We start from the raw sequence: 24058 nt of genomic DNA on the forward strand, positions 1-24058 counted from the left end.
GAGCAACGGGAAAGGAGCGGGCGCCGCCCCTCCTTCTTTTCTTTCCTCCCCCCCCCCCCCCCCCCCCCCCCCCCCCCGCAACCGGCACGCCCGTCAGACCGCGTCCTCCTCACGTCCTCGCAGCAGCGCAGCCGCGCCCACGGCGTTGACCGCCAGCAGCGCGGCGGCCAGCAGCAGGCTCTCGCGCATGCCCGGCGCGAAGTCGCGCGCGAGGAGCGCGCCGAAGACGGCGATGCTGAGCGCTCCGCCCATCTGGCGGCTGGTGTTGAGCAAGGCCGCCGCGGTGCCCGCCCGCTCGGCGGGGACACTGTCGAGCATCAGGGAGGTCAGCGCCGGCATGGCGAGGGCGCCGCCGATGCCCAGCGGAATCATCGGCAGGGCGATAAGCCACCACGGCGTGCCGGGGCCGACAACGGCCAGCCCGCAGCAACCGGCCATCCCGACCAGCAGTCCGGCGACCACCACCGCGCGCGGCCCGAAGCGGGAAACCGCCCTCGGTGAGAGGTAGTTGAAGTTGGCGGTGATCACCGCCATCGGCACGAACATGAGCCCGGCGGAGAAGGCCGACTGCCCGCGCTGCTCCTGGAAGAACAGGCTCAGCACGAACACTCCGCCGTAGAAGGCGGCGTTGCAGGCGAAGCCCGCGACGACCGGCACGCTCACACCTCGCTGCCGGAAGAGTCCCAGAGGCAGCATGGGCGAGCGCCGCCGTGCCTCGACGGCCACGAACCCGGCACCGGCGAGCACCGCGATCCCGGCCGCCGCCAGAACGGTGGCGGTGAAACCGTGGTGGCCGCCCTCGATCACGGCGAAGGTCAGTCCGGCCAGCGTCAGCACCGCCGTGAGCTGCCCCGGCGGGTCGAAGACGGTGGGACGGCGCGGGGAGGGCCCGGCCCGCAGCAGCATCAGGAAGGCGACCAGACCGGCGGGCACGTTGAGGAAGAACACCGCGCGCCAGCTCCACTGCGTGGTGAGCAGCCCGCCGAGGACGGGTCCCGCGGCGATGGCGACAGCGCCGCCCACCGTCCACAGCGCGATCCCCCGGGCCCGCGCCTGCGGGTCGGGGAACGCCTGCCGGATCAGCGCCAGCGAGGCGGGCACCATCACGGCTGCCGCGCTCCCCTGCACCACCCGGGCGGCCGTCAGCGCCCCCAGCGTCGGCACCACACCACAGGCGAGCGAGGCGACGGTGAACACGGCGAGACCCCAGCCGTAGGCGCGCCGGGCGCCGACCGCGTCCGAGAGCGCGCCCGCGGAGAGCATCAGCGCCGCGAACATCAGCGTGTAACTGTCGGCCACCCACTGGAGGCCCGAGAGGGAACCTCCCAGGTCATCCCCTACGGCGGGCAACGCAACGTTGACGCCGGAGACATCGAGAGTGATCACGAAGAAGCCGAGGACGGCGGCGGCCAGGACCGCGGTCGCGGAGCCGGCCGGTCCTGGCCCGTCCGGGGCCTCCGCGCCGGCCTTCTGCCACGTGCCTGGCCCGGATCGCGTGACGCTCATCGGGTACTCCTCCTCACTGTGCCGTCCCTGCCGGACAGGGACTCGGCGGCGGAAAAATCGGAAAGCGGGATCGTGGCGGTCGCCACCAGCCTTCCCGGAACGCGTGGCTCCCGGCAGACCGGACCGTGCGGGGGAACGGTGTTCCTGGCCCTGACAGGGCCCCCCTCCCCGCGACGACCTTTGCGACAATGGACCGATGAGTGAAGGCACCGAGTTGGGACGGTTCCTGCGCGCCCGGCGGGGGCGCATCCGTCCGCAGGACGTAGGGCTCCGGCCGGGCACCGGCATCCGCCGTATCCCGGGGCTGCGCCGCGAGGAGCTGGCGACGCTGGCCGGGGTCAGCGTCGACTACTACACGCGGCTGGAGCGCGGGCGCGAGACCCGGCCCTCGCCCGCGGTCGTCGCCGCGCTCGGTGAGGCCCTGCGGTTGCCCGCCGACGCGCTGCAACGCCTGCACGAGCTGGTGGCGCTCGCCGCGGGCCAGGCCCCGGCGCCCTCCCCCGACCCGGCGCACACCGTGCGGGAGTCGGTCCGCGTCATGCTGGAGACCCTGCGCCCGTCGCCGGCGTACGTGGTCAGCAGCGTCAACGGCCTGCTGGCCGCCAACCGGCCCGGTCTGCGCCTCTTCCCCGGCATCACCGACTGGCCGCCGGAGCAGCGCAACATCACCCGTTACATGTTCCTGCACCCCATGGGCCGCAAGCTGTACCGCGACTGGGATCGGATGGCGGCACACAGCGCCGCCCACCTCCGGGCGATGGCGGGCGCCGACCCGGACATGCCGGCCCTGGCCCAGCTGGTGGGCGAACTGGTGGTCAAGAGCCCGGAGTTCGCCCGGCTGTGGGAGCGGTACGACGTGCAGGCGCGCAGCGGTGGCGAGAAGCACTTCGAGCACCCGGAGGTCGGTCCGATGTGTCTGCACTTCGAGGTGATGGCCATCTTCCGTACGGACGGCCAGCGCCTCGTCACCTACCAGGCGATGCCCGGCACCCCCGACCACGACGCGATGCTGCTCCTCGACATGGCCAGTCCCCGCGAACAGACCAACTACGCGCCACGGCACGAGAGCTGACGCCCACGCCGTGATGGAGCGGCGAAAGCCGGTCACCGGTCCAGGACGATGTGGTACGTCTCGTGCGGGGTCTGGATGTTGTTGCAGGTCAGTTCGCCCGAGGCGCCTCGGTAGGCCCCGGTGCCGCCGGTCACGGCCATCCGGACCGTGTCGGTGCCCTCGGTCCACAAGGACTGCGCGGTGAGCTGCCCGTCCGGCAGTTGCAGCGACAGCACGCAGTTGGTGGTCGTCTTGGCGCCGTCCACCTTGGTCACCTGGCAGGAGCTGCCGTCCTCGCCTATCTGCTTGCCGTCGCGCAGCAGTTTGTCGGAGTAGACGAATTCGTCTCCGGCGCTCAGGCCGGGGGCGCCGACATCGGTCCGTACGACTCCGTCGTTGCCGATGGCCAGGTCGAGGATCCTGGGGGTGCGCGGCTCGGTCACGGCCTGCGCGGGAGAGGTGAGCACACCGGAGCCGCCCAGGGCCAGGACCGCGGCGCCCACGGCGCCGGACAGGGCGAGCTTCTTCCTGGGCAGGGAATCTTTGATCATGGGGAGGAACTCCTCGGTCGTGCACCGCCGCATCGCGGTGCTCCGGTCGGTTTCAGGCGGGGTCGTCGTCCGCGAACCCCGCGGCGCGTCGCAGCGCGCCCGTCTCGATCAGCCGGGCGACCGAGACGATGTCCTGGTCGAGTCGGCGGTCGTGGGAGACGAAGTCGCTGTGCTCCCTGATGAGTCGGTGCACCGCGCGGATGGCGGGCGACGCCCGTTCGACGCCGCGCAGCTCGATCGCCTGGGCCAGGGCGAGCAGGTGGATGGCGGCCACTTCGCGCACCAGGCCGTTGACGGTGCGCGCGTCGCGGGCCGAGATGGTGCCCATGCTGACGATGTCCTGGTTGTGCGACTCCGTGGAGCGCGAGAACACCGATACCGGCCCTGTCTGTTTGAGGGCTTCGGCGGTGATGGCGGAGGCCGCTATCTGCATGCCCTTGAAGCCGTGGTGCAGTCCCGCCTCCGGGTCGTCCGGGCCACGCGCCACGACGAGGTTGGCCGGCAGACCCTCGTTGAACTTCTCGTCCACGACGAGTGCCAGCTGACGGTCGAGCAGGCCGGCCAGGTTGGCGACCGTCGTCTTCAGGCTGTCCATGGCCTGCCCGACGTGCCCGGCGTAGAAGTTGCCGCCGAGATGGAGGCCGGACTCCTCGGCGTCGAAGAGCGGATTGTCGGTCGCGGAGTTGATCTCGGTGGTGAGCCACTCCTCCGTCCAGTCGAGCGTGTCGCGGACGATGCCGACGATCTGCGGAGCGCAGCGCACCGAGTACTTGTCCTGGATGCGCTCGTTCAGTTGGAGGTAGCTCTGCCCGTCCAGCTTCTCCCGGCGCACCAGGATCTCGTCGAAGGAGGTGGCGAGGCGCGAGCCGGCGAGCAGGGTGCGGATGGTGTCCGCGGACCGGACCTGCCCGCGGTGGGGTTTGTTCGCGTGGATGAAGGGGTGCAACGCGGACGCGTTGCCGTGCACGGCCTCCATGGTCATGGCCGTCGCCAGGTCGGCGGTGAAGGCCAGTTCCCGCGCGTCCGCCGCGGCGAGGACGGCGTAGGCGGCGGCGAAGGAGGTTCCGTTGATCAGGGCGATGCCCTCCTTGGGGCCGAGCCGCAGCGGCTCGATGCCCTCCTCGCGCAGTGCGTCGAGCGCCGGGCGCACGGTGCCGCGGTGCAGCACCTGTCCCTCGCCGATCAGCGCCGCGGCCAGGTAGCACAGCGGGACCAGGTCTCCGCTCGCGCCGACCGAGCCGCGTTCCGGGATCAGGGGCAGGACGTCCCGGTCGAGGCACTCCAGCAGGGTCGACACCGCTTCGGGCCGGATCGCCGAGACTCCCCGGGCCAGCGCGTTGGCCCGGATCAGCATGGCCGCCCTGACGACCGCCGGCACGGCTGCCGGTCCCGTGCCGTTGAGGTGGTAGAGCACCAGGTTGCGCTGGAGTTCGGATGCCTTGTCCGGCGAGATCTGCCGGACGCAGCTGTCCCCGAAGCCCGTGGTTACGGCATAGATGGGGATCTCCTGAGCCAGCAGGGTCTCCTTGAGACCGACAGAGGCGTTCATCCGCTTGACGGCGGCCACGCCGAGCGTGACCCGCGTCCCGCCGCCCGCGCGGCGCGCGACCGCGGCGACCGAGCGGGGCGACAGGCCCTCGCCGTCGATCTCCAGGTGCCGGGGCGTGGGTGCGTGTGGCATGGATGCGGCTCCTTTCCGGAGCGGAGTCGGAGTCGGGTTCGAGATCGAGGACAGGCAGGACAGGGGACGGCGCTCTAATAGACGCCTTCGATCATCTTCTGACCGTCCACCTCGGCGGCGGGATGGATGTCCCTCAGGGAGTCCCCGACTCCGGTGGGGCTGGGGACCCGCGTGGCCAGGTCGCGTTCCAGGCTGTTGGGCACGAGCCCGTACCGGGTGAGGTGGTTCATGACCACGGCCCCTTCCGACCCGTACGGGACCGGCTCGCCGGTGACCGGGTCCACCACGCGGTACAGGACGAAGGGGGCGTAGGAGTCGAAGACCGTCCCGCCCGTGCCCTCGGGGTCGGGGCGCTCCACCGTGCCGCTGAGGACGGAGGTGCTGCCGTACGAGCCCCTGAACCGGACCTTGGGGAAGAGCTCCGTGGCGAGGTAGTCCAGGGTGTCGGCGTCCATGTGCGCTCCCGTCCACAGCACCAGGCGCACCTTGTCCTGGATCAGTGTGCGGACCGAGGGCCGTTCCGCCATCCGCGCGAGCAGGGGTGGTGTGGTGATCAGGAACGCGATGTCCTGGGATCGCAGGACCAGTTCGGCCTGGTCGACGAGGTGGTCGACGTAGGCGCTCGCGCCCGCGGTGTCACCGGCGGCGATGAGACGCTTCACCCAGCGCGGGTCCAGGTCGATGGAGAAGCGGATGCCGCCCCTCGCCTGCGCGATCCGCCGGGAGTACTCGCCGAGCATGTGGGGGCCACTGGGCGCCACCGCCAGCGCGTGGCCGGTGCCGTCGTCGCGGTAGTGGGCGTTCTCCCACTCCATGTACTGGTCGAACCAGTCCTCGAACATCACGAAGCGCTTGGGCGCTCCGGTGGTGCCGCCGCTCTCGTATACCGCGAGCACCCGCTCCGTCGCCTTCAGGCCGCGCGGGATCAGGTCCTCGACCGGGACGTCACGGAGTTCGTCGACCAGGTTGGGGAACCTCAGCAGGTCGTCGACGCGACGCACGTCCTCTACCGGGTCGAAACCCAGTCGGTCGCGGCGCTCCAGCCAGAACCGCGAGCCCGTCGCCGGATCGAAGTGCCAACGCATCATGGCTCGGATGTGGGCGTCGGCCTGTTCGCGGGCGTTCATGGTGTCACCGTGCTTTCTCCGTCGTGTTCGGGTGTCGCAAACGCTGCTGCCAGAACTTGGCCGGTCATCAGGTTCCGTGGTTCGAGCCGCCGTTGACCTGCAGGATCTGCGAGGTGATGTAGCCGCCGGGCGGCGAGCACAGGTAGAAGCCGAGTTCCGCGATGTCCGCGGGAGTTCCCGCGCGTCCCAGCGTGGTCTGGCGGACGAGACTCTTCTCCCGTGCGGCGGGGAGGCCGTCGCCGAACAGGTCCGTACCGGCGACGTAGCCCGGCGCGATGGCATTGGCGTTGATGCCGCGTGGCCCAAGGCGCGTCGCGAGGAGGTGGACGTACGAGTGCAGGGCGGCCTTCGCGGCGCCGTATCCGCCCGTCCCGCCGGATCCTCGGTACGCGGCGATGGAGCTGTAGAGGACGATGCCGCCGCCGTCGGCCAGGAGGGGTGCCAGCGATTCCACGGCGACGACGGACGTCAGCACGTTCGAGCGGTACGCGTCCTGCCACTCCGCGAGGACCGACCCGATGCCATCGGTGTCCGGGTCGCCGCTCGGCGGCACCGCGCCCGCGCAGCACAGCAGGGCGGCGACGGGCAGTCCGGTCGCTTTGACCCGGTCCCGCAGCACGTCCGTCGAGCCCGGGTCGGACATGTCGAGGGCGAGCGGCTCGACATCGGCTCCCGGCACGGCGGACTCGATCTCGCGTACCGCCTCGGTGAGCCGTTTCTCCTGCCGGGCGATCAGGAGCACCTTGTCGTGGTTTTCGGCGAACCGCTTCGCCGTGGCCTTGCCGATGCCGGCGCTGGCGCCGGTCACTACGATGAGCCTGGACAGGATTGAACCTCCTGGTATGTACCGTTCGAGAGGGGGGGTCGGCCGCTTCCTCAGAGGGGGGCGGGGCGCGACCGGAGCGCCGCGAGCAGGGCGGCCCGGTCCGGTTTTCCGCTGACGGTCCTCGGTATGGCCGCCAGTTCGACGATTTCCGAGGGGCTCGGAACGTCTCGCAGTGCCGCCCGGACGGCCATCGCGTCCACCGCGCCGTGCGGGCAGGACCAGAAGATCGCGTAGCCCTCTCCGGCGAGCGGGTCGCCGGGCCGTGGCAGCGCGACGCAGTCGGCCTGTGGCAGCCGGGTCCTCAATTGCTCGTCCACCCGGTCCAGATGGACCTTCACGCCGTTCACCTTGATCAGGGAGCTGTCACGGCCGACGAGCCGGAAGCCGCGGTCACCGGTGAACTCCACCAGGTCGCCGGTGCACCACCGGGCCGGTGGCCGGGCCGCGTCCGAAGGGCGGGCCAGGCGCGGGCTGCTGAGCACCAGGCGCTGCTTCGGTCCGGGCGCGTCGGTGTCCCGCAGCAGCGTCACATCGGGCAGTGCCTGCCACGGCGCCGCGGCGCGTCCCTCGGGGGCCAGCGGCCGGTGGGCGATGCCTCCGGTCTCGGTCGACCCGAGGAGTTCGTACGCGCGCAGCAGGGGGCCCGCGCGGTGGACGAGCCGGTGGGCCGACGGGGGCGGGGCGGCTGCGCTGTGCAGGGCGACGACCGAGCGCGCCCCCTCCAGTGCCGGCCGGTAGCGGTGCAGCAGGTTCCAGGCCATCGGGACGCACACGACCAGGACACGTGCGCCGGAGGGGACGGGCGGGGGCGCGAAGGGGTCGGTCCACGCCTGGTGGACCGGGACCCCCGCGCGCCGAGGCAGCCACTGGCCGAACAGGGCGCCGAACAGATGCCGGGGCGGCGCATAGTTGATCACGTGGTCCACCGGTCCGATCAGACGGCTTCCCACCAGCTCGACCTCGGCCTCCATCTGCCGGGGCGAGCGGAGCCAGCGCCGCGCGGCGCCCGTGGTGCCCGACGTGTCGAAGGCCATCTCGTCCCGGCCGGCCCCCGGGACCGCCGCACGGGCCACCGGCTTCGTCATGCCGCCTGGTCCTCGACCCGGTCGCGCACGTACTCGGCGGTCCGGTCGAGCGTGCTGAACCAGTAGCGGACGTCATCTCCGACGAAGTCGACCTCGATGCCGAACTCGCCCTCGACGGCGGTGACGTATTCGAGGGCCGCCAGGCTGTCGAAGCCGGGCAACGCGTCGGACAGGTCCGCCTGGGGCGGCAGTGAACGGACGGCGTCGCCGAAGCGCTTGGCGAGTACGTTCTCGATGCGGGCGCTGATCTCGTTCTGGTCAGGGGCGGGCATGCTGGAGTCCTTTCTCCGTGTCGCGGCCGACCGTCGCGGGTGCGCCGCTCGTGATCGTTCCCTCGTGCAGGTAGAACACCCGGTCGGGCCGGGTGGGCTCGAACCGGACCGTCAGATGACCCCCGTCCCGCTCGACACCGAGCGCCTCCGCGACCTCAGAGGCGAGTTCGTCGCAGTACGCGTGGTCGCGGTCGGGGTGGATGCGGCAGACGACAGAGGCCCAACGTGCCCGGCTTTCCGGCTCGCTGGCGTCCTCGTACGCCGTCAGCGGCATGCCGCCGGCGAAGTAGGCCATGGGTTCGGCGGTCCGGAAGGAGACCACGACGTGCGCGGCCCGCGAACCGTGCGCCGCCATCCACCGGGTGAGGCGCAGCGCGGCTTTGAGGCGCGCCGAGGGGGTCAGGGGGTTGCTGGTCACTTCGACGGTCGGCAAGGTCGGGCGCCTTTCATGAGAGGGCCAGCGGCGGGAGGGGGTGGTGGTCGGGCGACAGACGCAGTTCCAGGCGCCGCCCCAGGCAGTCGGCGAGGGGGCCGCCGCTCGTCGGCATGAGCGGGGTCCAGGCGAATCCGCCGTGCGCCGTGCGGACGCTGTCCAGGAAGCGCGTCAGGTGTTCGGCGTCCCACTCCAGCGCGAAGGCGTCCGCCGTCAGTACGGCTTCGTAGGTGCTCAGCAGGTCCGGGACCCGGTTGTTCTCGTTGGCGTAGCCGCCGCCCCGCACCCGGTGCCGGGCCAGCGCTTCGCCGACACGGTCGCTCTCGGCCCCGGTGGCCCGTCGCAGCGCCCGCAGGGCCTGGAGGGTGGAGCGCAGTGTGGCCGGGCCGCCGGGCACGTTGGCGTACCGGCCGGGCTCCGTTGCGCAACCGGCCACGTAGTCGGCGATGCCGCGCAGGGCGGCGGCATGGTCCCCGCCGCTCCGGTGCAGGATCTCGGCGGCCGAGCAGGTGGACACCATGTCGGGGGCGCGGCCCTCCCAGTATCCGAACCCGCCGTCCGGGTTCTGGATCGCGCTGGTGAGCCAGTCCGCGATCCTGGCGCGGGCGGAGGCGTCGTCTTCGTACGCCCCCGCGGACAGCGCCCACAGGGTGCACCGAACCTCGCTCCCCCGCCCAGGCATATACATGATGCCGTCCTCGTTGGGCAGCATGCAGCTCTGCGTCCATCGCAGGGCGTCGCGTGCCGCCGAACCCTGGAGGCGGCCGGCCAGGAGGTGGGCGGAGGTGGTGAGGACGTCCGACGCGAGCTGCGGGGCACGGTAGGTGAAGCCGCCCTGCCCGGTACGGAACGTCAGGATCGTCTCCACCACGCCGTCGTCGATGTCGTCGAGCCGGGCGCCGAGTTCCCGCAGCGCGCCCACCGCGCAGAACGCGGCCCACACGTCCTCCACCGGATAGCCGGGCCAGCGTGAGAAGGAGCCGCCGGGCCCCACCCGGTCCCTGATCCAGGCGACACAGCCGTCCACGTCACGTGGCGCTTCGCCGAGCCGGCTCAGGGCGCTGACCGTGCGGAACGTCGCCCACAGACAGTCCGTCCCGTCCCCCGCCTGAAAGGTGAATCCCCCGGCCGCGCTCTGCCGGTCCTTCAGCCAGTTCGTCAGCCGCTCACGGTCCCACGGCAGCGGACCCGTGCCGCCGGTGGCCGTGCTCCACGCGGTGACGGCGTAGTAGCAGGCCCGCGCGTCGGAGGCGCCGTCCTTGGCATGGGCAGGGCTCCACGCCAGTCCGCCGTCCTTAGCCTGGAGGGCCGCCAGCCAGCCGAACAGTTCCTCCGGCGGCTGCTCCCCGTGGATCTCCACCAGGGTGCGTACGGCGTAGTACGTCGCCCACACGTCGGACGCCTGCCCCGGCGTCATCGCGAAGCCGCCGTCCGTGTGCGCGGCACTGTGCACCCACTCCGAACTCGACGAGCGGACCGCGCCCCGGCTGTCCGCCGGCAGGTCGGCCAGGGCCTGGGTGCAGTAGTAGGTGGCCCAGGCGTCGGAACTCATCCCGGCGGACCACGCGAAACCCCCGTCGGGGTTCTGCCGGGAGGCGAGGAAGGCGGCGGCCTTCTCGGGAGAGGGCAGATCGCCCGTGCGGCCGAGCCACGCGAGGGTGCGTATGGCCGCGTAGGTGCACCACAGGTCGGAGTCCCCGGAGACGACGCCCGAGGACCGCCGCAGCACGTCGTACGTCATGCGGGCACCCCCTCGTCGACGACCCGGAAGTTGGAGCGCTTCCAGCTCTTCTGCGAGCCGCCGCTCTTCGTCGTGGCCGGCAGCCGGTTGACGAAGCGGACCTCGTCCCAGCGGAAGCCCAGGCGTTCGCCCGTGCGCCGCTGGATGAGGTCGTTCTTGGCGGGCTCGGCGTCCCTGTCGATGCCCGGGTCCCGTTCCAGCAGCAGCCTGGCCCACGTGCCGTCCTCGACGACCTCGATCAGATAGCCCATGACGTCCCGGCTCTCATAGACCACCCCCTCCAGATCGCGGGTGCGCACCCGGCTGCCCTTGATCTCCGTACCGTCGCCGCCGCGGCCGTGGACGGTCACCACCTGGGCATCGGCGCCGCAGGGACAGCCGCCGGACAGGGACACCTCGTCGCCCATGTCGAGGCGGAGCAGGGGGCGGGCGTCGTTGTTCAGCGGGGTGACGACGAGCCGGCCGTCGCGGCCCGCCTCGGCGGGCACGACACCCTTCTCGTCGGCGATCTCGAAGTAGTTGGCGCTGCGCAGCAGATGCAGCCGGTCCTGTTCACAGCACGCGGCGAGCGTGCCGCTCTCGGTGCTGCCGTAACTCGCGTCGTAGGCACGCGCGTTCCACCACGACCCGGTCATGGCGCGCAGCTCGGGGGTGCTGACCTCGCCGAGCAGCATGAGGAGTTCGACGGATTCGCGCAGCCGCGGCAGCAGACCACGCCTCTTGAGGACCTGGGAGAACTCCAGGAGCACACCGGGCGCCACGAACACCACCGTGGGCCGGAAGACCTCCCACAGTCCCACGATGCGGTCCCAGTCGGAGATTCCGGTGGTGTACGGGTAGGCCTTGACGTGGGGGACGTCCAGGAACTCACAGACTCCGACCATGAGATCGGCCACCGGGACGATGTCCGAGGGCAGCAGGATCAGCGCGCGGTGACCACCGCCCGCCAGCATCCCGCGCCAGGCCTCGGCCACGGAGACGGTGTTGGCGATCATGTCCCGGGCCGTGCGGGGCGTGGGGGTGGGAACGCCCGTCGTGCCCGTGGTCTGGTAGTACTTCAAACCCTCGTCGACCGGTACCCGCAGGTATTCGAGGGGCCGGGCCTTGAGGTCGTCCTTGGAGGTGACCGGCAGGCCCTGGAAGCCCTGCGGTGAGAACGCGCCGAGCGATCCGTAGGCGGGCGTCTGCCGGGCGCGCTGCCAGGCCTCCGCCAATTTGGCGTTGTAGTAGGCATCGTCGGCGGGGGACGCGCGGCGGTGGGCGGTCACCTCCTGCTGGATCCGCTCCATGAAGTCGAGACCGCTCCGGGAATTGATTTTCACGTGTCACTCCTCATGCCGTCGGTGTGGGCCAGTCCTTTGGCGCGCATCAGGAACGCGCCGAGGTGTCCGTCGTGCGGTACGTCCGGGTGGGTCCAGGAGGTGGGCCTGCCCCGGTACACGTTGGAGACCCCGGGGAGGTCGAGGGCGTGGTCGAGCAACTCCCGGTCCCCGGTGTGCAGCGACAGCACGAGGGAGCCGTCGAGGACCTCGGGGGCGCCGCGGTCGAAGGGGGCGACCCACACACAGGGGAAGGGCAGTTCGTACGAGAGCCGCGGGTCCTTCGCGGACGCCAGTTCCACGACCGCGGGCGTGATCGCCGCGAGGCAGCCGGGTCCGCCGAGTCGCTCCACCCTCGGTGCCAGGTGGACGACCGCGCCCTCGGCCCGGTCCCTTACCGCCGTCACCAGGCGTTCCGCATCCTCCGCCGGCATGCACGGCAGAAGGGCGTCGTCGTCCGTCGGCGGGGCGGGCGCCACCCGTGCCAGGGCGGCGGCCAGCTCGGCGGCGAAGGATGCGGCGTCCCGCTCGACCAGGACGCCCGTGGTCGCGGTGCATGCCGTCCCGGCGTGGTAGAGGGCGCCCTCCCGGGCGAGCCGCAGGCCGGTTTCACGGTCCGCGTCGGCGGTCACCACGAGCTTCGATCGGCCCGGCCCCTGCGTCCGCACGTCGGCTCGGTCGGCGTATTTATCCACGGTGGCGTGCCCGCCGTACACCACGGCGCGGTCGGCACGCTCCACGACCAGGTCCGCCGTCGTGTGGTCGCACGGCGCGAGGACCAGGTGCCCCTCGGGAAAACCCGCCGTGCGCACCGCACTGACCAGGCGCGACGGGGTGAGCGGATCCCGTTGGGAGGGACGGACCACGACGCGGTGGCCCAGCACCAGCGCCTCCGGCCACATCGCGTGCACACCCGGGCTGTTGCCAGCCGCCTGTACGGCGAAGACATCGCCGGCCCGGCGCCACGCGGCGCCCGCCGAAGGCGCGGCGTCCACGGTCGTGCCGAGCGGGGCACACCCCGTGGGCCGCGACACGGACGCCATCCGGCCCGCGTCCCGCAGGGCGCTCACGATGAGCCGGTCGCACTCGCGCACGACCCTCAGCGGCGTGCCCGTCAGCTGCGCCACGCGTCGCTCGTGGGTCGCCAGGTCGTCCCCCAGGATCTCCTGGTCCTCGAAGACATCGGCCGCCTTCCCGAGCAGGGCCACCGTCTCCGCGGTCGGCAGGGGCGGGTTGGCACGGAGTTGGTCGATCCAGTGGGAGACGACGAGGGCGGGAACCAGGCTCAGTTCGAGGGCCGGGACACCCGATGCGTCCGCCACAGTGGTGCGTTTACGTGTCCGGTAAGGTCCGGCGGGACCCAGCGCGGGGATGTCGAGCACGCTCACTTCTCCTGTTCTTCCGGCGCGTCACGGAGTATTGGGGGGCGGGCGGGTCACCGGCCGTCGGCCCGGGAGGTACGGCGGCTGCGGACGGCCGCGGCGAGGTCGTGCAGCACGGCGACGGTGGTCTCCCACCCCATGCAGGCGTCCGTGACGCTCTGGCCGAACACGGGCTCGTCCAGGCCGAGTTCCTGCCGTCCGGGGACGAGGAAGCCCTCCAGCATCACGCCGCGGATGTGCGGGTCGCCGTACGCGACCTGAGCGGCTATCTCGCGGGCCACCTCGGCCTGGCGCTCGTGGTCCTTGCCGCTGTTGCCGTGGCTGGCGTCTATCACCAGGCCGGTCGGCAGCGATGCGGCAGCCAACCGTTCCACCGCCTCGCGCACGTCCTCGGGCCGGTAGTTGGGCCGGCCCGCGCCGCCCCTCAGGACGACCTGGCAGTCGGGGTTCCCGCTCGTGCGCAGCGTCACCGGCCTGCCTGCCCGGTCGAAGCCCAGGTACGCGTGCGGCGCAGCCGCGGAGCGTACGGCGTCGACGGCCACACCCACCGAGCCGCTGCTGCCGTTCTTCATGCCGACCGGCATGGGCAGACCACTGGCCAGCTGCCGGTGCACCTGGCTCTCCACGGTCCGCGCGCCGATGGCCCCCCAGGAGATCAGGTCGGCCAGATAGGCGGGTGCCGCCGGGCTCAGCCACTCCGTGGCGATGGGCAGACCCTGCTGGGCGATCCTCAGCATGAGCTCACGAGCGGTACGCAACCCCCGGTCGAGGTCGAGGCTGCCGTCCAACGCCGGGTCGGCGAGCAACCCGGTCCAGCCGACGGTGGTGCGCGGCTTCTCGACGTACACGCGCATGACGACCGCCAAGTCGTCCACGAGGCGCCCGGCCAGTCGGCCCAGCGACTTGGCGTACGCCAGCCCCGCCTCCACATCATGGATCGAGCACGGCCCCACAACGACGAGCAGACGGTCGTCCTGCCCACTCAGTACATGACGGATCATCAGCCGCCCGGCGCTCACGGAACGCTCGGCGGCAGCGGTCAGCGGCAGTGCACGCAGGATTTCATCGGGCGTGCTGGCGATATGTGTGCGGTACCGCCCGCCCACGGCGTCGGTCGGCACCGACCGTTCGGCCCCGACGTCGGTTCGTTCCTCGGTCAGCGTGCGAAGACTCTGCATCGATCCTCAATTCGTCCTGCTCAGCGCATGGTTGTGCGTCGGAAACGAATCATTCGGGCGGGCGGACCTCGGATCCCCCGGCTGCGCTGCCCCGAAGGTGGGAGCGGGTCGGCGACATCGACGTCGACGGCCCTGGCGCTGGTGCTGATGCTGGTGCTGGTGCGACCCTTCGGCGAGCACGTTCATCACCGTGCCGCACTTACGAACCTGTCCGCCACCCGTGCCGTGTGCAGCAAGTTGTTGTGCATTTAGCTGCACGGGGGCACTGGCTGCGGCACGGGGCCTCGGGTTTCGCGAGTGCCGCTGCGCGCCCGGACAGGCCGGGTCACGGGACCGGCACCACCTCACCGCAGTGCCACGCCCCCGTGCTCAGCGGCGCGGCCTCCTGAGGGGTTCCCTCGAACTCGCGAATTCCGGGCACGCATCCTGGTAATCAGAGTGCGGGGACGCTCCCGGCGCCGCTTCTCCATCGCCGCTCCGGGCTGATACGAGCAGGGCGAACGCGGACGCCTGAGCCTTTGCCGGCCAGTCCGCCTCCACCGGTCAGAGCGAAAGCATCCTCGCAGCCCGCGCCGCTCGCGCCGCCCGCGCCGCCCGCGCCGAAGACGAAGCCTTCGTGGAGGGCGGACGGAAGAGCGACGGCCGCGAGGCTGTGAGCTGTGGCTTCACTCAAGAAGCTCACTGACCTGCCGACTCCACAGTCAAGTCACCGTTCGATGTCGACAGATCCAAGTGGTACTTGCCCGACGGGTCGTTCCTGAACGCCACCCTTTTCTCGCCGTGGGAGTCGTTCGCCGAGATCTGGTAGTCGGCGGGCGGGGCCGTGACCGTGAGGCTGCCGCTGCTCGTGCGGGCCCTGATGTTCTGCGGGGTGGCCGTCTGGATCGTCACCTCGCCGTTCGACGTCTGCGTGTCGATGCCGCCGCCCTTGGCGGCCTTGACGTCCACATCACCGTTGGACGTACGCAACTTCACCGGGCCCGTCGTCTTGTTCACCACGATCTCGCCGTTGCTCGTGTGCACATCGACCCTGCCGACATCGGTCAGTGTGACACCGCCGTTGGAGGTGCCTCCTGTCACGGGAAGACCGGCCGGCACCTTGACGACGTAGTCGACACCGCAGTGCTTACCGCAGCCGGAGAGCGTCAGGACGCCGTTCTCGACACTGAACGAGGTGCTACTTGGCCGGTCACCAAGGTAGTTGACCTTGCGGTGCACGGAGGCCGTTGAAACGCCGGCCGAGGCGTCCACCTTCACCCCGCCGTTCCCGGTGTCGAGACGGATCGCGGAGATCTTCTGGTGCACCTCGGCCTCGTCCTCAAAGGTCTTCTTCTCGCCGAGGGTCGAACACGCGGAGAGCCCTCCGGTGGTGAGAGCGGCCAAAGCCACTGCCGCAAGGAGACGCGTCCGCCCACGTCGCATGAGGTTCCCCCGTCTGGAACGAGTTGGGTCGATGATCAGTCACTGCGACTTTACGCGGCCACAGTCCCGCCCACGCTGGGGAAAACCCCCCAATTCCCGCCCCCCATTCCCGGGGCGCAGACGAGGGCGGGCGCGACCGGGACCGCTACGATCACGCCCGCCCTCGTGCCTGACGACCGCTACCCCCGGTGCACGACGACGAAGTCCCCGTACGGGTGCGCGCCCGGACGGCCCTGGGTCTCGGCGAGCGCACGGCGCAGGGTGTGCAGATGCGCGACGGTGAGCTGGAGCGGTGGCTCGTCCGGCTGGTGGGTGGTGCCGCGCGGGTAGTCCTCGTCCGGGGTGGTGGTCATCTCGATGTGGCAGCCCAGGACGTGGCTGACCGGCCGGGCGGCGCAGAAGTCGATCAACCGGTCGGCGGTCTCGGCGTACGCGGCGGCGTCGTCGACGTACAGCCGGCCCGGATACAGCGAGTCACCGGTCAGAAGGAGGCCCGTGTGCCGGTCGTAGAAGACGACCGCGGCCGGCTGGTGGCCAGGCCCCGGCACCAGGTCGAGCACTCTGCCGCCGAGGTCGAGCTCGACGGCGCGGCGCGGCCAGTCGGTGAAGCCGAAGTGGCGGGTCACGTCGTCGAGTCCGGGCGGGACGACGGTGGTACCGGGCCGGTCCGCGAACTGCGCGTCGGCGGCGATGTGGTCGCCGTGACCGTGGGTGTGGGCCACCAGCAGCTCGTACCCGGTACGGGGGTGGCGGCCCAGCCACTCCTCGATCAGGGCGTCCACGGTGGTCCGCAGCGGGAAGTGGGCCGGATCCGGACTGGCCCCGGTGTCGAGGAGCAGGGCACGTTCGTTGCCGAAGAGAAGAAACAGGAACGGCGCCTCGAAGTGCACGGACATGTTCTGCCGCAGGAGCACGGTGTGCTCGGTGTACGCGTGGATCTGGATCTCGGGGGCGGGGTCGTGCTTCGGGGAGGGCCAGCCGGCGTGCCAGTGGGAGGGCAGGGTGCCGGGCGCGGGCGCGGTGCCGATGAAGTCGATCACGACTTCAGTGTGCCTCCAGGGTGCCGGACGTTCGCCCGCGGGTAGGTGGGTGGCGGGTTGCCCGCACGGTTCCCCGCGCACCGATCGCCTTGACCACATCTTCGCTGGGTTCGGCCTTGTTCAGGTCTGCCACCGCAGGCTCACGGCCTGACTGCCGGCTCTCGCGACCTGGCACGTTTCGATGAGAAGCAGCACACCGGGGAACCAGTCGGGTTTGATCATCGTCTCCCGGCACGTCACCGCCGCCGGGCAACCCGTCCCGCAGCGGTTGTCGGTATGGGGGGGCGTTCAAGTGGAGGGGGATCGGTGCGGGGATTAACAGGGGCCGGCCGGCAGAGGGACCAGCGGGCCGGGCAGGACGTCGCCCACACGATGTCGTTCGCGGCGTTGGCGCAGGCACCGAACCGGCGGCGTACCGAGGCATGGCTGCTCGTCCTCGTTGTGTCCATCTCGGTCGGCGGCTACGCGTACGTGGGTCTGTCGATGGAGGGCCGGCTGCCGTCGGGGCTGGCGGGGTTCGCGGTCTCCGTCTTCTTGCTGGCTCTGGTGCCGCATCTGGCCGTCCGACGCTGGGCGGCGCGGGCGGATCCGCTGATCCTGCCGGTGGCCCTGCTCCTGACCGGTGTGGGCCTGGTACTGCTGCACCGGCTCGACGTGACCTACGTGGCCAGGCCGGATTTGAAGATCGCCCCGACGGGGAACAGCCAGTTGGTGTGGACGGTGATCGCGGTCGCCGTGTGCGTCGGGGTGCTGCTGGTCGTGCGCGAGCACCGCTGGCTGCAGCGGTACATCTACGTGACGATGGCCGTCGCCATGGTGCTGTTGATGGCACCTGCCTTTTTCGGTGCCGACCAGTTCGGCGCCAAGCGATGGATCATGCTGGGCCCGCTGTCGGTGCAGCCCGGCGAGTTCGTGAAGATCATGATCGCGGTGTTCTTCGCCGGGTACCTCACCGTCAACCGCGACGCGCTCACCCTGACCGGCCGCCGCTTCCTCGGCATGCGGCTGCCACCGGGCCGCCAGCTCGGGCCCATCGCGACCATCTGGGTGCTCAGCCTGCTCGTACTGGTCTTCGAGCGGGACCTCGGCACGTCGCTGATCTTCTTCGGGCTGTTCGTGATCATGCTGTACCTGGCCACCGAGCGGACCAGCTGGGTGGTGTGCGGCCTGCTCATGGCTGTGCTCGGGGCAGGTGTGGTCGGCTCGGTCGAGCCGCACGTCCACGGTCGGGTGGTCGCCTGGCAGAACCCCATGGACGCCTTCACCGAGGCAGGGAGGGAGGCCGGCGTCTCCGAGCAGCTCGGCCAGGCCCTGTTCAGTTTCGGCAGCGGCGGCATCACCGGCAGCGGGCTCGGTCAGGGCCATCCCGAGCTCATCAAATTCGCGGGAAACAGCGACTTCATCCTCACCACCGTCGGCGAGGAACTCGGCCTCACCGGCGTGATGGCCGTGCTGATGCTGTACGGCCTGCTGGTCCAACGGGGCCTCAGCGCCGCCCTCCTGGCCCGCGACCCCTTCGGCAAGCTCCTCGCCGTCGGCCTCTCCAGCGCCCTGCTGCTCCAGGTCTTCGTCGTCACCGGCGGCGTCATGGGCCTCATACCGCTGACCGGCAAGGCACTGCCCTTCCTCGCCAAGGGCGGCTCCTCCATGGTCGCCAACTGGCTGATGGTCGCCCTCCTGATCCGCATCAGCGACAGCGCCCAACGACGGCGGGAACCGCTCGGGGCGCACGGTAGACCCGCCCACGGGACCGGAGGTCAGGACAGGGGGGACGTCGGTGTACGTCCCGCGCCACCGAGGCAAGGGACAAGTCCAATACCCGACGAAGTGGCCAACTCGCGCCTTGGGCGGGCCGTCGGCCCCTGCTAGAGACGGCATCAACGGGGATTGCCCGCCCCGGCGGTCCGTTCCCGGACATGCCCGCACCGCCTGCGCCCCGGGGCATAGGACAGCGGCCGTCCCGTAGGCCGGCTGTCGTGCGCCGGTCCCGTTCGACTCCGCTGCGGAGAACTGGAGGAGCCATGCGTGTAGCCCTGGTGTATCCGGAGGTCCTCGATCTGGCCCGGTTCAAAGAACAGCGCAAGGAGTTCCCGCCCTTCGGGGTGCTCTACCTCGCCGCGACCGCTGAGGCAGCCGGCCACGACGTCACCGTGTTCACGGTCAGCCTGGGCGACCATGTCCGGGACTTCAGCGCCTTCGAGGCGTTAGCGTTCACCATCCCCTCCTCCGTTACGGCTGCGACCCACTCGTGCTCGTGGGCGGTGTCCATCCCAACTTCTATCCCGAGCAGACGCTCGCCGACATCGAACCTGACGCCGTCGACGTCGGTGAAGGCGAGGACACCCTCCTCGAACTCCTCGCACGCGCCGACACCCACCGCTTCGACGACGTGGCGGGCATCTGCTACCAGCGACGCGGGCGACCCGTGCGCACCGCACCGAGAACGCTCATGAGGGACATCGACAGCCTGCCCTTACCGGCCCGTCATCTGCTGCCCGTCGAGGATCTGGTGATGACCGACCGGCTGTCGTCCACGGACCTACGGATGGCGCATGTGATGTTCAGCCGGGGCTGCCCCTTCCCCTGCCGGCTCTGCGCCGCCTCCCAGACCCGTATCCAGTACCGCTCCGGGGTCAGCGCACGCCGTGAACTTGCTGACATGGCCGACCGGTATGGAATCGAGGGCTTCGCCATCGTCGACGACAACTTCATCGTCAACAAGAACAAGGTCCGCGACATCTGCGCCCACATCACCGACCTGGGCCTCAAGTGGTCGGCCACGACCCCGCTCACACCGCGCGGTCCTTCAATCCCATCGGAGAAGTACGCGCCACCATCACCGTGGCGGGCCGCATCGCCGGCATCTGGGCCTGGGACAAGAAGACGCGCACCATACAGCACGAACTCTTCACCAAACCGCCGCGCCGCGTCACCCGACTCATCCACCTGCAACTCGACCGGACCCAGGCATTCCTGCGTGGAGAACCCTGTTGAGACGCGCTTCACCCGATCGGTGAAAGGCAGCCCCGAAGCCGCCTGGCCCCGAAATAATCGGTGCCCTCACCCGCCCCACGACAGAAGCCCGATCACCGTGACCGCACCACAGACCACCCAGCCCAGCCGCCACCGCCGCATCTGCGACGTTCACCTCGTCCTCATTCGCGACGGCCGCGTACTCCTCACCCGTCGCAAGGGCGGATACGCCGCCGGCCTGTGGCAAGTCCCCTCCGGCCACCTCGAACCGGACGAACCCACCGACACCGGCAGCCTGCGCGAAGGCTGGGAAGAGATCGGCGTACGCGTCGACGACCACCAGCTCGACTTCGCCCACTTCATCGACCACCGCGCCCCCGGCGAAGAGCCCCGACTCGGCGTCTTCTACCGCGCCCTCACCTGGCACGGAGAGCCCTACAACGCCGAACCCGCCAAATGCGACGGCCTCGACTGGTTCCCCCTCCGCTCCATCCCCCACAACACCGTCCCCTACCACGCCATAGCCCTGCACCACATCGCCTCAGGCCGTATGCGCTCCAAATTCGGCTGGGACACCGCACCCACCCCCTGACCACTCCGGCGACGAGACGATGCCCGCCACTCGGACGTCCCCCTTCCCGCCTTCCGTGTTCTCCCGTGTTCTTCCGAGCAGCGGAGAGAGCCTTGCTTCACGCCATAACCCGAACAGTTCCGCTGGCGACCGGTCCAGCGCGCACCCTGACTCGATTGCGCGTTGTTCGACAGCTTTTGATCCTCTGTTGAGGGTCACGTGGGTAGGCTCCAACCATGGTGCATCACAGGGCAGTTGTAGCGATCCAAGTGAGTCCATCGCCCGTTGCCGCGTTGTTTCACCGTCTTCTGACGCGGCCCGTCATCGAACTCGACGGCAGGGAAAACGCGGGGAAGTGGGGCAGCCAGGAGATTCCCGTAGGCCCTGGCGACCACCACCTCAGTGTGTTCTTCCGCTACCGGGGGCAAAGCGGCGCGCGGCTCGCCGAGGCGGACACGCGGTTTGTGACTCGGGATGCTACGCGCCGCGTCGACATCGCGGCGCACCTTGGTCCACGCAACGGGAGCAGGTTCCGGATCGGCGAACCTGTCATCAGCTGACAAGTCTGATCTGTCGTGCCGGAACGCGGCGCGCTCCGGCACGTCAGGTACGTAAGGCACGTAAGGTACGTGAGTCGCCTCAGGGGCCTCAGGGACCGCAATCACCTCAGACGGATGCGACGGGGGCCGGCTCCCTGTCCGGCGCGGCAGCCTGCGCCTCCTCGTCGGGCACGGGGGCTGGAGGCGCCTGGTCCGGTGTGGCGCAGACGATCGACGAGCCGATCATGACGAGTGCGAAACTCCACAAACCCATCGTCAGCACGATCGACCCGTGCAGCAAGATGTCCATCACCATGGCCGCTCGGCGCCGCCGGTGTGAGGACAACAGACAGACGCCGATGGCCAGTTCGATCAGAAGGGCACCCCACGTGAGGCCCACCACGACGGGCGGGCTCTTGGACAGCCACAGCAGCAGCGAATCCCAGGGTGCGCCGACGCCGAACATGTTGTCGCGCAGGAAGTAGTACTCGGCTGTTCCGTTCGCCCAGTCGGCCACACCGAACTTGCTGATGGCGCTGTCGAGATAGAGGAACGCGATCTGCAGCCGGATCGCGAGGAACGCCACGAAGGACAGTGCCCGCCACGACGGGGTCAGCGTGCTCGTGGCCGGCTGCCAGTGCCAGGTGCGGTCGTCGGCCAGGGCGATGGGCACCATGAGGAAACACATGATCATGGCGATGGATTCGCCGCCGTCCGGCACCGCGATGCTCACCGCGATCGAGTAGGTGGCCCACGCGTGCGGGATGGCCGTCCAGCGCGGCCGGTACCCACTCGCCACCGCGAGCAGCACCGCGACGAGCACCCAGCGCCGGACCTCGTCGTTCACCCCATCGCCACCCAGGCAGAGGGCCGAAGCGGCCCGCACGGAGTTGCAGCGCGGGAAGTCCCCCATCGACACCACTGGCACGAGCAGCGCCTTCATCGGCGTCAGCAACAGGACACTGAGCTCCGCGATCGCGATGACGCTGCGACCGACTCCGAACCAGCGTGAGCGAAGGTCGTGCCCTCCGACCAGGTGCGCGACATGGTTGACGGGGTCCCGCCCCGCAATGCTCAGTCGCACTGTACGTCCAGGTGCGCTACCTCGACGACGCGTTTGGTGTAGGGCACTTCGTGACGGAAGCTCCATGGGACGGTCTGCTCCTGGGTCAGATAGGAATCTCCGCAGACGGTGGGCACCGGACTGCTGTTGCGCAGTGTGTGGGGTGTGCGCGCTGCCGCCTTCTTGACGCATTCAGAGAGCACGCCGGAGCAGGCTGTCCAGCTGTGCGCGGCCGAGGCATTCAGGAAGCCCAATTCGGGGCCCTGCGCCCGCTGCTTCCTGGACAGCCCGAAGATGTTCGAAGGTGATCCTTGGGGGGTGTGCAGCAGGTTTCTGATAGTGCCGTCAGAAGCAACGGCGTAGATACCGTTCTGCACGGTCTCCGGATTTCGCGTGAAGAAGGCCCAGTTCTCCGGAGTCAGGATGTTGAGAGCCGACCGGGCACCCTTCGAATGTCTGCTGCTCAACGCATTGCTTGGCAGCGTATAGAAAAGGGAGCAAGCCAGGTAGCCGAAGATCAGCAGGGACGATACGACGAAGACGACGAGTTGGCGCGGGGAACCCTCGCCGGTAGAGGCGCTGGCCATCTGATGAACCCCAATACGTGATGCAGTACGTGGACGGGCGCGGTCCGGAGCACGCCCCGGCGCCCTGCCGCGCCGGAGCGCGGCAGGGCCGTCGTGCACAGCAGTGACTCTTCGCGGAGCGGTGCCTACAGGCCCGCGGCCACCGCGGCGACCGTGTTGTCGGCGTCCAGGCTGTTGGGCTGGCGCATGTCGAACCCGTAGCTCACGGCGGACGGCACTACGACGAGGGCGACGGCCACCTCCGTGGCCGCTCCGACGTTGGCGTAGGCGACAGCGTTGATGGCACCGACTGCGTTGATCTCGATGAAGACGTTGGCGTCGTGCCAGACCCAGCCGTTGGCGTGGGCGTCACCGTCCTTCGCCTCCGCCTTGTTCTGGACCATGAACTTGGTGATGTCGGAGTTGAGTCGCTCCATGCCCTCCTTGGCCTGGAAGGGATCCTGGACCTGGACGGGCACGGTCACCTTGTCGTGGAAGTCCTTGTCCAGGGCTTTGAGTTGACGTGTGAACTGCGCGATCTCGTCGAGCGTGGCCTTCTCGCTCTGGGCGGATCGGTGGGCCCGAATCTGTCCGGCGAGACCCTTGTGGTCGTCCGCCGCACGACCCTTGGCGAAGACCAGGAGGCCGACGATGTCGGCATCCGAGTACTTCACGTGATGCTGGGCGACGGTGGTTGAGGTGCCGGCGGCCGGTGTGGCGGCCATCGCGGCGGAACCGTACGCGACACCCCCGGCGAGGACTGCGGCAGCGCAGGACAGTGTGATTGTGCGTCTCAGCTTCATTGGATACCTTCTGCGAGTCGTCGTGCGGTGGAACCGTCCGCAGAGCCCATGCGGCAAGCGCTTTCCCAGCGGGCATGCGAAGAAGCGGCGTCTGCCGCGAAGCCTGGGACGGTGGATCCGTGGGCCGGGCACCCTGGCGGGTGCCGTTCAGTGGCCAACGGCGATCAAGGGCCGGGGGTGGAGGATTCGCTCTCCACCCCCGGATCACGGGGCGGAGGCGCGTCGGACCGGGCGCACGCCCGTACAGCGCGAGGTCACGCTCGGCCTCGACCCTCGCGGCGGGCCGCTGCTCCGGCTGCGGACACGGCCGTGGCGGCTATCACCGCATCGATTGCCGCAGTGACCGCGACCAGGGTGACGAAAACCCAATAGGGTCCGCCGGCGAAGCCGTTGGCAAGAGCGGCGATGGCGCCGACGCCCAGGACCGGAGGCAGCAGCGCGTAGCGCCGCTGCGCAACCTCTTGGCCTTTGCGCCAGGAGGGGTCGTCGCTGCGTGTCGCACGGGTGCGTACACCTACCGTGGGGTTATTGCGGAGCGTGCCCTGCTTGCTTTTGCGTCCCCACTTGAGAACGACTGCGGCAACGACCGCATAGATCACGGCAATGGCAATGCCAATTACTAACTGCCCGGGCAATCGAACTCATCTCCCCGTGAGAGCTCAAAGCTGGACTCGTAATGAGCGGTTCAACAGGCCGACGGAAAGGGTCAGTTTCTCGCCGCTGTTCGCAATCCCTACGTTGGCACATGTGTTCATAGGGAAGCAACGGATTCCAGTTCCATTGACTCGTTCTTGACTTGAGCATCATGTACCGCATGTGGATGACCGAACGATAAGACGTGACGGGATTGTGTTCGACTTGACCCTGCCCCTGTAGACGCTTGTGAGGCAGTGGTGACGCTCGGCGTCAGTCACGGAAGGGGGATGCGG

Annotated in this window: 24 protein-coding genes; 5 read left to right on the forward strand and 19 right to left on the reverse strand. The window is 69.9% G+C overall.

Features of this window, described 5'->3' with window-relative positions; genetic code table 11:
• Positions 1 to 93: 93 nt before the first annotated feature.
• Entirely contained in the window at positions 94 to 1506 is a 1413-nt protein-coding gene (locus ACZ5ID_RS24175; protein WP_468901546.1) for an MFS transporter, read from the reverse strand.
• Between the two features lie 196 nt (positions 1507 to 1702).
• Between ACZ5ID_RS24175 and ACZ5ID_RS24180 the strand changes: the two genes are divergently transcribed.
• Positions 1703 to 2578, forward strand: coding sequence for a helix-turn-helix transcriptional regulator (locus ACZ5ID_RS24180; RefSeq protein WP_468901548.1), 876 nt, complete (start codon positions 1703 to 1705; stop codon positions 2576 to 2578).
• A 32-nt stretch (positions 2579 to 2610) separates the two neighbouring features.
• On the opposite strand, the gene ACZ5ID_RS24185 is transcribed toward ACZ5ID_RS24180, so the two are convergent.
• From ACZ5ID_RS24185 to ACZ5ID_RS24245, 13 genes are all read right to left on the reverse strand, one after another.
• A complete protein-coding gene (locus tag ACZ5ID_RS24185) occupies positions 2611 to 3108 on the reverse strand; it encodes an allene oxide cyclase barrel-like domain-containing protein (protein WP_468901551.1) in 498 nt (165 codons plus the stop codon).
• Positions 3109 to 3160: 52 nt separating this feature from the next.
• Positions 3161 to 4789 carry an aromatic amino acid lyase gene (locus ACZ5ID_RS24190; protein ID WP_468901554.1) on the reverse strand — a complete coding sequence of 543 codons (1629 nt, stop codon included), beginning with the start codon at positions 4787 to 4789 and terminating at the stop codon, positions 3161 to 3163.
• 74 nt (positions 4790 to 4863) lie between these two features.
• Positions 4864 to 5916, reverse strand: a complete 1053-nt coding sequence (locus ACZ5ID_RS24195) for a phenylacetate--CoA ligase family protein (RefSeq protein ID WP_468901556.1) — start codon at positions 5914 to 5916, stop codon at positions 4864 to 4866.
• Between the two features lie 67 nt (positions 5917 to 5983).
• Positions 5984 to 6724 carry an SDR family NAD(P)-dependent oxidoreductase gene (locus ACZ5ID_RS24200; RefSeq protein WP_468901559.1) on the reverse strand — a complete coding sequence of 247 codons (741 nt, stop codon included), beginning with the start codon at positions 6722 to 6724 and terminating at the stop codon, positions 5984 to 5986.
• Positions 6725 to 6792: 68 nt separating this feature from the next.
• Complete coding sequence (locus tag ACZ5ID_RS24205; protein ID WP_468901562.1) at positions 6793 to 7827, reverse strand: class I adenylate-forming enzyme family protein; 1035 nt, start codon at positions 7825 to 7827, stop codon at positions 6793 to 6795.
• Complete coding sequence (locus ACZ5ID_RS24210; protein WP_468901565.1) at positions 7824 to 8099, reverse strand: acyl carrier protein; 276 nt, start codon at positions 8097 to 8099, stop codon at positions 7824 to 7826. Before ACZ5ID_RS24210 ends, ACZ5ID_RS24205 begins: the two co-directional genes overlap by 4 nt.
• Complete coding sequence (locus ACZ5ID_RS24215) at positions 8086 to 8532, reverse strand: hypothetical protein (protein WP_468901567.1); 447 nt, start codon at positions 8530 to 8532, stop codon at positions 8086 to 8088. The genes ACZ5ID_RS24210 and ACZ5ID_RS24215 overlap by 14 nt, the downstream gene beginning before the upstream one ends.
• 13 nt (positions 8533 to 8545) lie before the next feature.
• Positions 8546 to 10273 carry a prenyltransferase/squalene oxidase repeat-containing protein gene (locus ACZ5ID_RS24220; protein WP_468901569.1) on the reverse strand — a complete coding sequence of 576 codons (1728 nt, stop codon included), beginning with the start codon at positions 10271 to 10273 and terminating at the stop codon, positions 8546 to 8548.
• Positions 10270 to 11595, reverse strand: coding sequence for a phenylacetate--CoA ligase family protein (locus ACZ5ID_RS24225; protein ID WP_468901572.1), 1326 nt, complete (start codon positions 11593 to 11595; stop codon positions 10270 to 10272). The genes ACZ5ID_RS24220 and ACZ5ID_RS24225 overlap by 4 nt, the downstream gene beginning before the upstream one ends.
• Positions 11592 to 12914, reverse strand: a complete 1323-nt coding sequence (locus tag ACZ5ID_RS24230; RefSeq protein WP_468901574.1) for an aldehyde dehydrogenase family protein — start codon at positions 12912 to 12914, stop codon at positions 11592 to 11594. Before ACZ5ID_RS24230 ends, ACZ5ID_RS24225 begins: the two co-directional genes overlap by 4 nt.
• A gap of 113 nt (positions 12915 to 13027) precedes the next feature.
• A complete protein-coding gene (locus ACZ5ID_RS24235; RefSeq protein ID WP_468901577.1) occupies positions 13028 to 14152 on the reverse strand; it encodes a 3-deoxy-7-phosphoheptulonate synthase in 1125 nt (374 codons plus the stop codon).
• A 678-nt stretch (positions 14153 to 14830) separates the two neighbouring features.
• On the reverse strand, positions 14831 to 15541 hold the full coding sequence (locus ACZ5ID_RS24240; RefSeq protein WP_468901579.1) for a DUF4097 family beta strand repeat-containing protein: 711 nt from the start codon (positions 15539 to 15541) through the stop codon (positions 14831 to 14833).
• A gap of 212 nt (positions 15542 to 15753) precedes the next feature.
• Positions 15754 to 16614, reverse strand: a complete 861-nt coding sequence (locus ACZ5ID_RS24245; RefSeq protein ID WP_468901582.1) for an MBL fold metallo-hydrolase — start codon at positions 16612 to 16614, stop codon at positions 15754 to 15756.
• 372 nt (positions 16615 to 16986) lie between these two features.
• Here ACZ5ID_RS24245 and ACZ5ID_RS24250 point away from each other — a divergent pair, with 372 nt between their 5' ends.
• Positions 16987 to 18483: an FtsW/RodA/SpoVE family cell cycle protein gene (locus ACZ5ID_RS24250; protein WP_468901709.1), complete on the forward strand. Its 1497-nt coding sequence runs from the start codon at positions 16987 to 16989 to the stop codon at positions 18481 to 18483.
• A gap of 238 nt (positions 18484 to 18721) precedes the next feature.
• On the opposite strand, the gene ACZ5ID_RS24255 is transcribed toward ACZ5ID_RS24250, so the two are convergent.
• The gene (locus tag ACZ5ID_RS24255; protein WP_468901584.1) at positions 18722 to 18991 is read right to left on the reverse strand and encodes a hypothetical protein; all 270 of its coding nucleotides are present in this window, start codon (positions 18989 to 18991) and stop codon (positions 18722 to 18724) included.
• 392 nt (positions 18992 to 19383) lie between these two features.
• Between ACZ5ID_RS24255 and ACZ5ID_RS24260 the strand changes: the two genes are divergently transcribed.
• The 3 genes from ACZ5ID_RS24260 (at position 19384) to ACZ5ID_RS24270 (ending at position 20718) form a co-directional block, all read left to right on the forward strand.
• Positions 19384 to 19608 (forward strand): hypothetical protein, encoded by a 225-nt coding sequence (locus tag ACZ5ID_RS24260; RefSeq protein ID WP_468901587.1) that lies wholly within the window; start codon positions 19384 to 19386, stop codon positions 19606 to 19608.
• 97 nt (positions 19609 to 19705) lie between these two features.
• On the forward strand, positions 19706 to 20179 hold the full coding sequence (locus ACZ5ID_RS24265; RefSeq protein ID WP_468901590.1) for an NUDIX hydrolase: 474 nt from the start codon (positions 19706 to 19708) through the stop codon (positions 20177 to 20179).
• 215 nt (positions 20180 to 20394) lie between these two features.
• Positions 20395 to 20718, forward strand: coding sequence for a hypothetical protein (locus ACZ5ID_RS24270; RefSeq protein WP_468901593.1), 324 nt, complete (start codon positions 20395 to 20397; stop codon positions 20716 to 20718).
• A gap of 106 nt (positions 20719 to 20824) precedes the next feature.
• On the opposite strand, the gene ACZ5ID_RS24275 is transcribed toward ACZ5ID_RS24270, so the two are convergent.
• The 4 genes from ACZ5ID_RS24275 to ACZ5ID_RS24290 all read right to left on the reverse strand — a co-directional run bounded on the left by ACZ5ID_RS24275 (position 20825) and on the right by ACZ5ID_RS24290 (position 23764).
• On the reverse strand, positions 20825 to 21781 hold the full coding sequence (locus ACZ5ID_RS24275) for a sporulation-delaying protein SdpB family protein (protein ID WP_468901596.1): 957 nt from the start codon (positions 21779 to 21781) through the stop codon (positions 20825 to 20827).
• Positions 21772 to 22347 carry an SdpA family antimicrobial peptide system protein gene (locus tag ACZ5ID_RS24280; RefSeq protein WP_468901599.1) on the reverse strand — a complete coding sequence of 192 codons (576 nt, stop codon included), beginning with the start codon at positions 22345 to 22347 and terminating at the stop codon, positions 21772 to 21774. The genes ACZ5ID_RS24275 and ACZ5ID_RS24280 overlap by 10 nt, the downstream gene beginning before the upstream one ends.
• Before the next feature lie 125 nt (positions 22348 to 22472).
• Positions 22473 to 23051, reverse strand: coding sequence for a hypothetical protein (locus tag ACZ5ID_RS24285; RefSeq protein ID WP_468901602.1), 579 nt, complete (start codon positions 23049 to 23051; stop codon positions 22473 to 22475).
• Positions 23052 to 23383: 332 nt separating this feature from the next.
• Entirely contained in the window at positions 23384 to 23764 is a 381-nt protein-coding gene (locus ACZ5ID_RS24290) for an SdpI family protein (protein WP_468901604.1), read from the reverse strand.
• Positions 23765 to 24058 lie beyond the last annotated feature (294 nt).

This window comes from Streptomyces sp. NPDC031670, from assembly GCF_055580545.1.

Excerpts from the sequence above, each read along its gene's own strand:
- ACZ5ID_RS24205 (WP_468901562.1), bottom strand. The coding sequence starts at position 7,827 with ATGACGAAGCCGGTGGCCCGTGCGGCGGTCCCGGGGGCCGGCCGGGAC.
- ACZ5ID_RS24190 (WP_468901554.1), bottom strand. The coding sequence starts at position 4,789 with ATGCCACACGCACCCACGCCCCGGCACCTGGAGATCGACGGCGAGGGC.
- ACZ5ID_RS24220 (WP_468901569.1), bottom strand. The coding sequence starts at position 10,273 with ATGACGTACGACGTGCTGCGGCGGTCCTCGGGCGTCGTCTCCGGGGAC.
- ACZ5ID_RS24250 (WP_468901709.1), top strand. The coding sequence starts at position 16,987 with ATGTCGTTCGCGGCGTTGGCGCAGGCACCGAACCGGCGGCGTACCGAG.
- ACZ5ID_RS24195 (WP_468901556.1), bottom strand. The coding sequence starts at position 5,916 with ATGAACGCCCGCGAACAGGCCGACGCCCACATCCGAGCCATGATGCGT.
- ACZ5ID_RS24270 (WP_468901593.1), top strand. The coding sequence starts at position 20,395 with ATGGTGCATCACAGGGCAGTTGTAGCGATCCAAGTGAGTCCATCGCCC.
- ACZ5ID_RS24210 (WP_468901565.1), bottom strand. The coding sequence starts at position 8,099 with ATGCCCGCCCCTGACCAGAACGAGATCAGCGCCCGCATCGAGAACGTA.
- ACZ5ID_RS24285 (WP_468901602.1), bottom strand. The coding sequence starts at position 23,051 with ATGGCCGCCACACCGGCCGCCGGCACCTCAACCACCGTCGCCCAGCAT.
- ACZ5ID_RS24280 (WP_468901599.1), bottom strand. The coding sequence starts at position 22,347 with ATGGCCAGCGCCTCTACCGGCGAGGGTTCCCCGCGCCAACTCGTCGTC.
- ACZ5ID_RS24185 (WP_468901551.1), bottom strand. The coding sequence starts at position 3,108 with ATGATCAAAGATTCCCTGCCCAGGAAGAAGCTCGCCCTGTCCGGCGCC.
- ACZ5ID_RS24180 (WP_468901548.1), top strand. The coding sequence starts at position 1,703 with ATGAGTGAAGGCACCGAGTTGGGACGGTTCCTGCGCGCCCGGCGGGGG.
- ACZ5ID_RS24235 (WP_468901577.1), bottom strand. The coding sequence starts at position 14,152 with ATGCAGAGTCTTCGCACGCTGACCGAGGAACGAACCGACGTCGGGGCC.
- ACZ5ID_RS24175 (WP_468901546.1), bottom strand. The coding sequence starts at position 1,506 with ATGAGCGTCACGCGATCCGGGCCAGGCACGTGGCAGAAGGCCGGCGCG.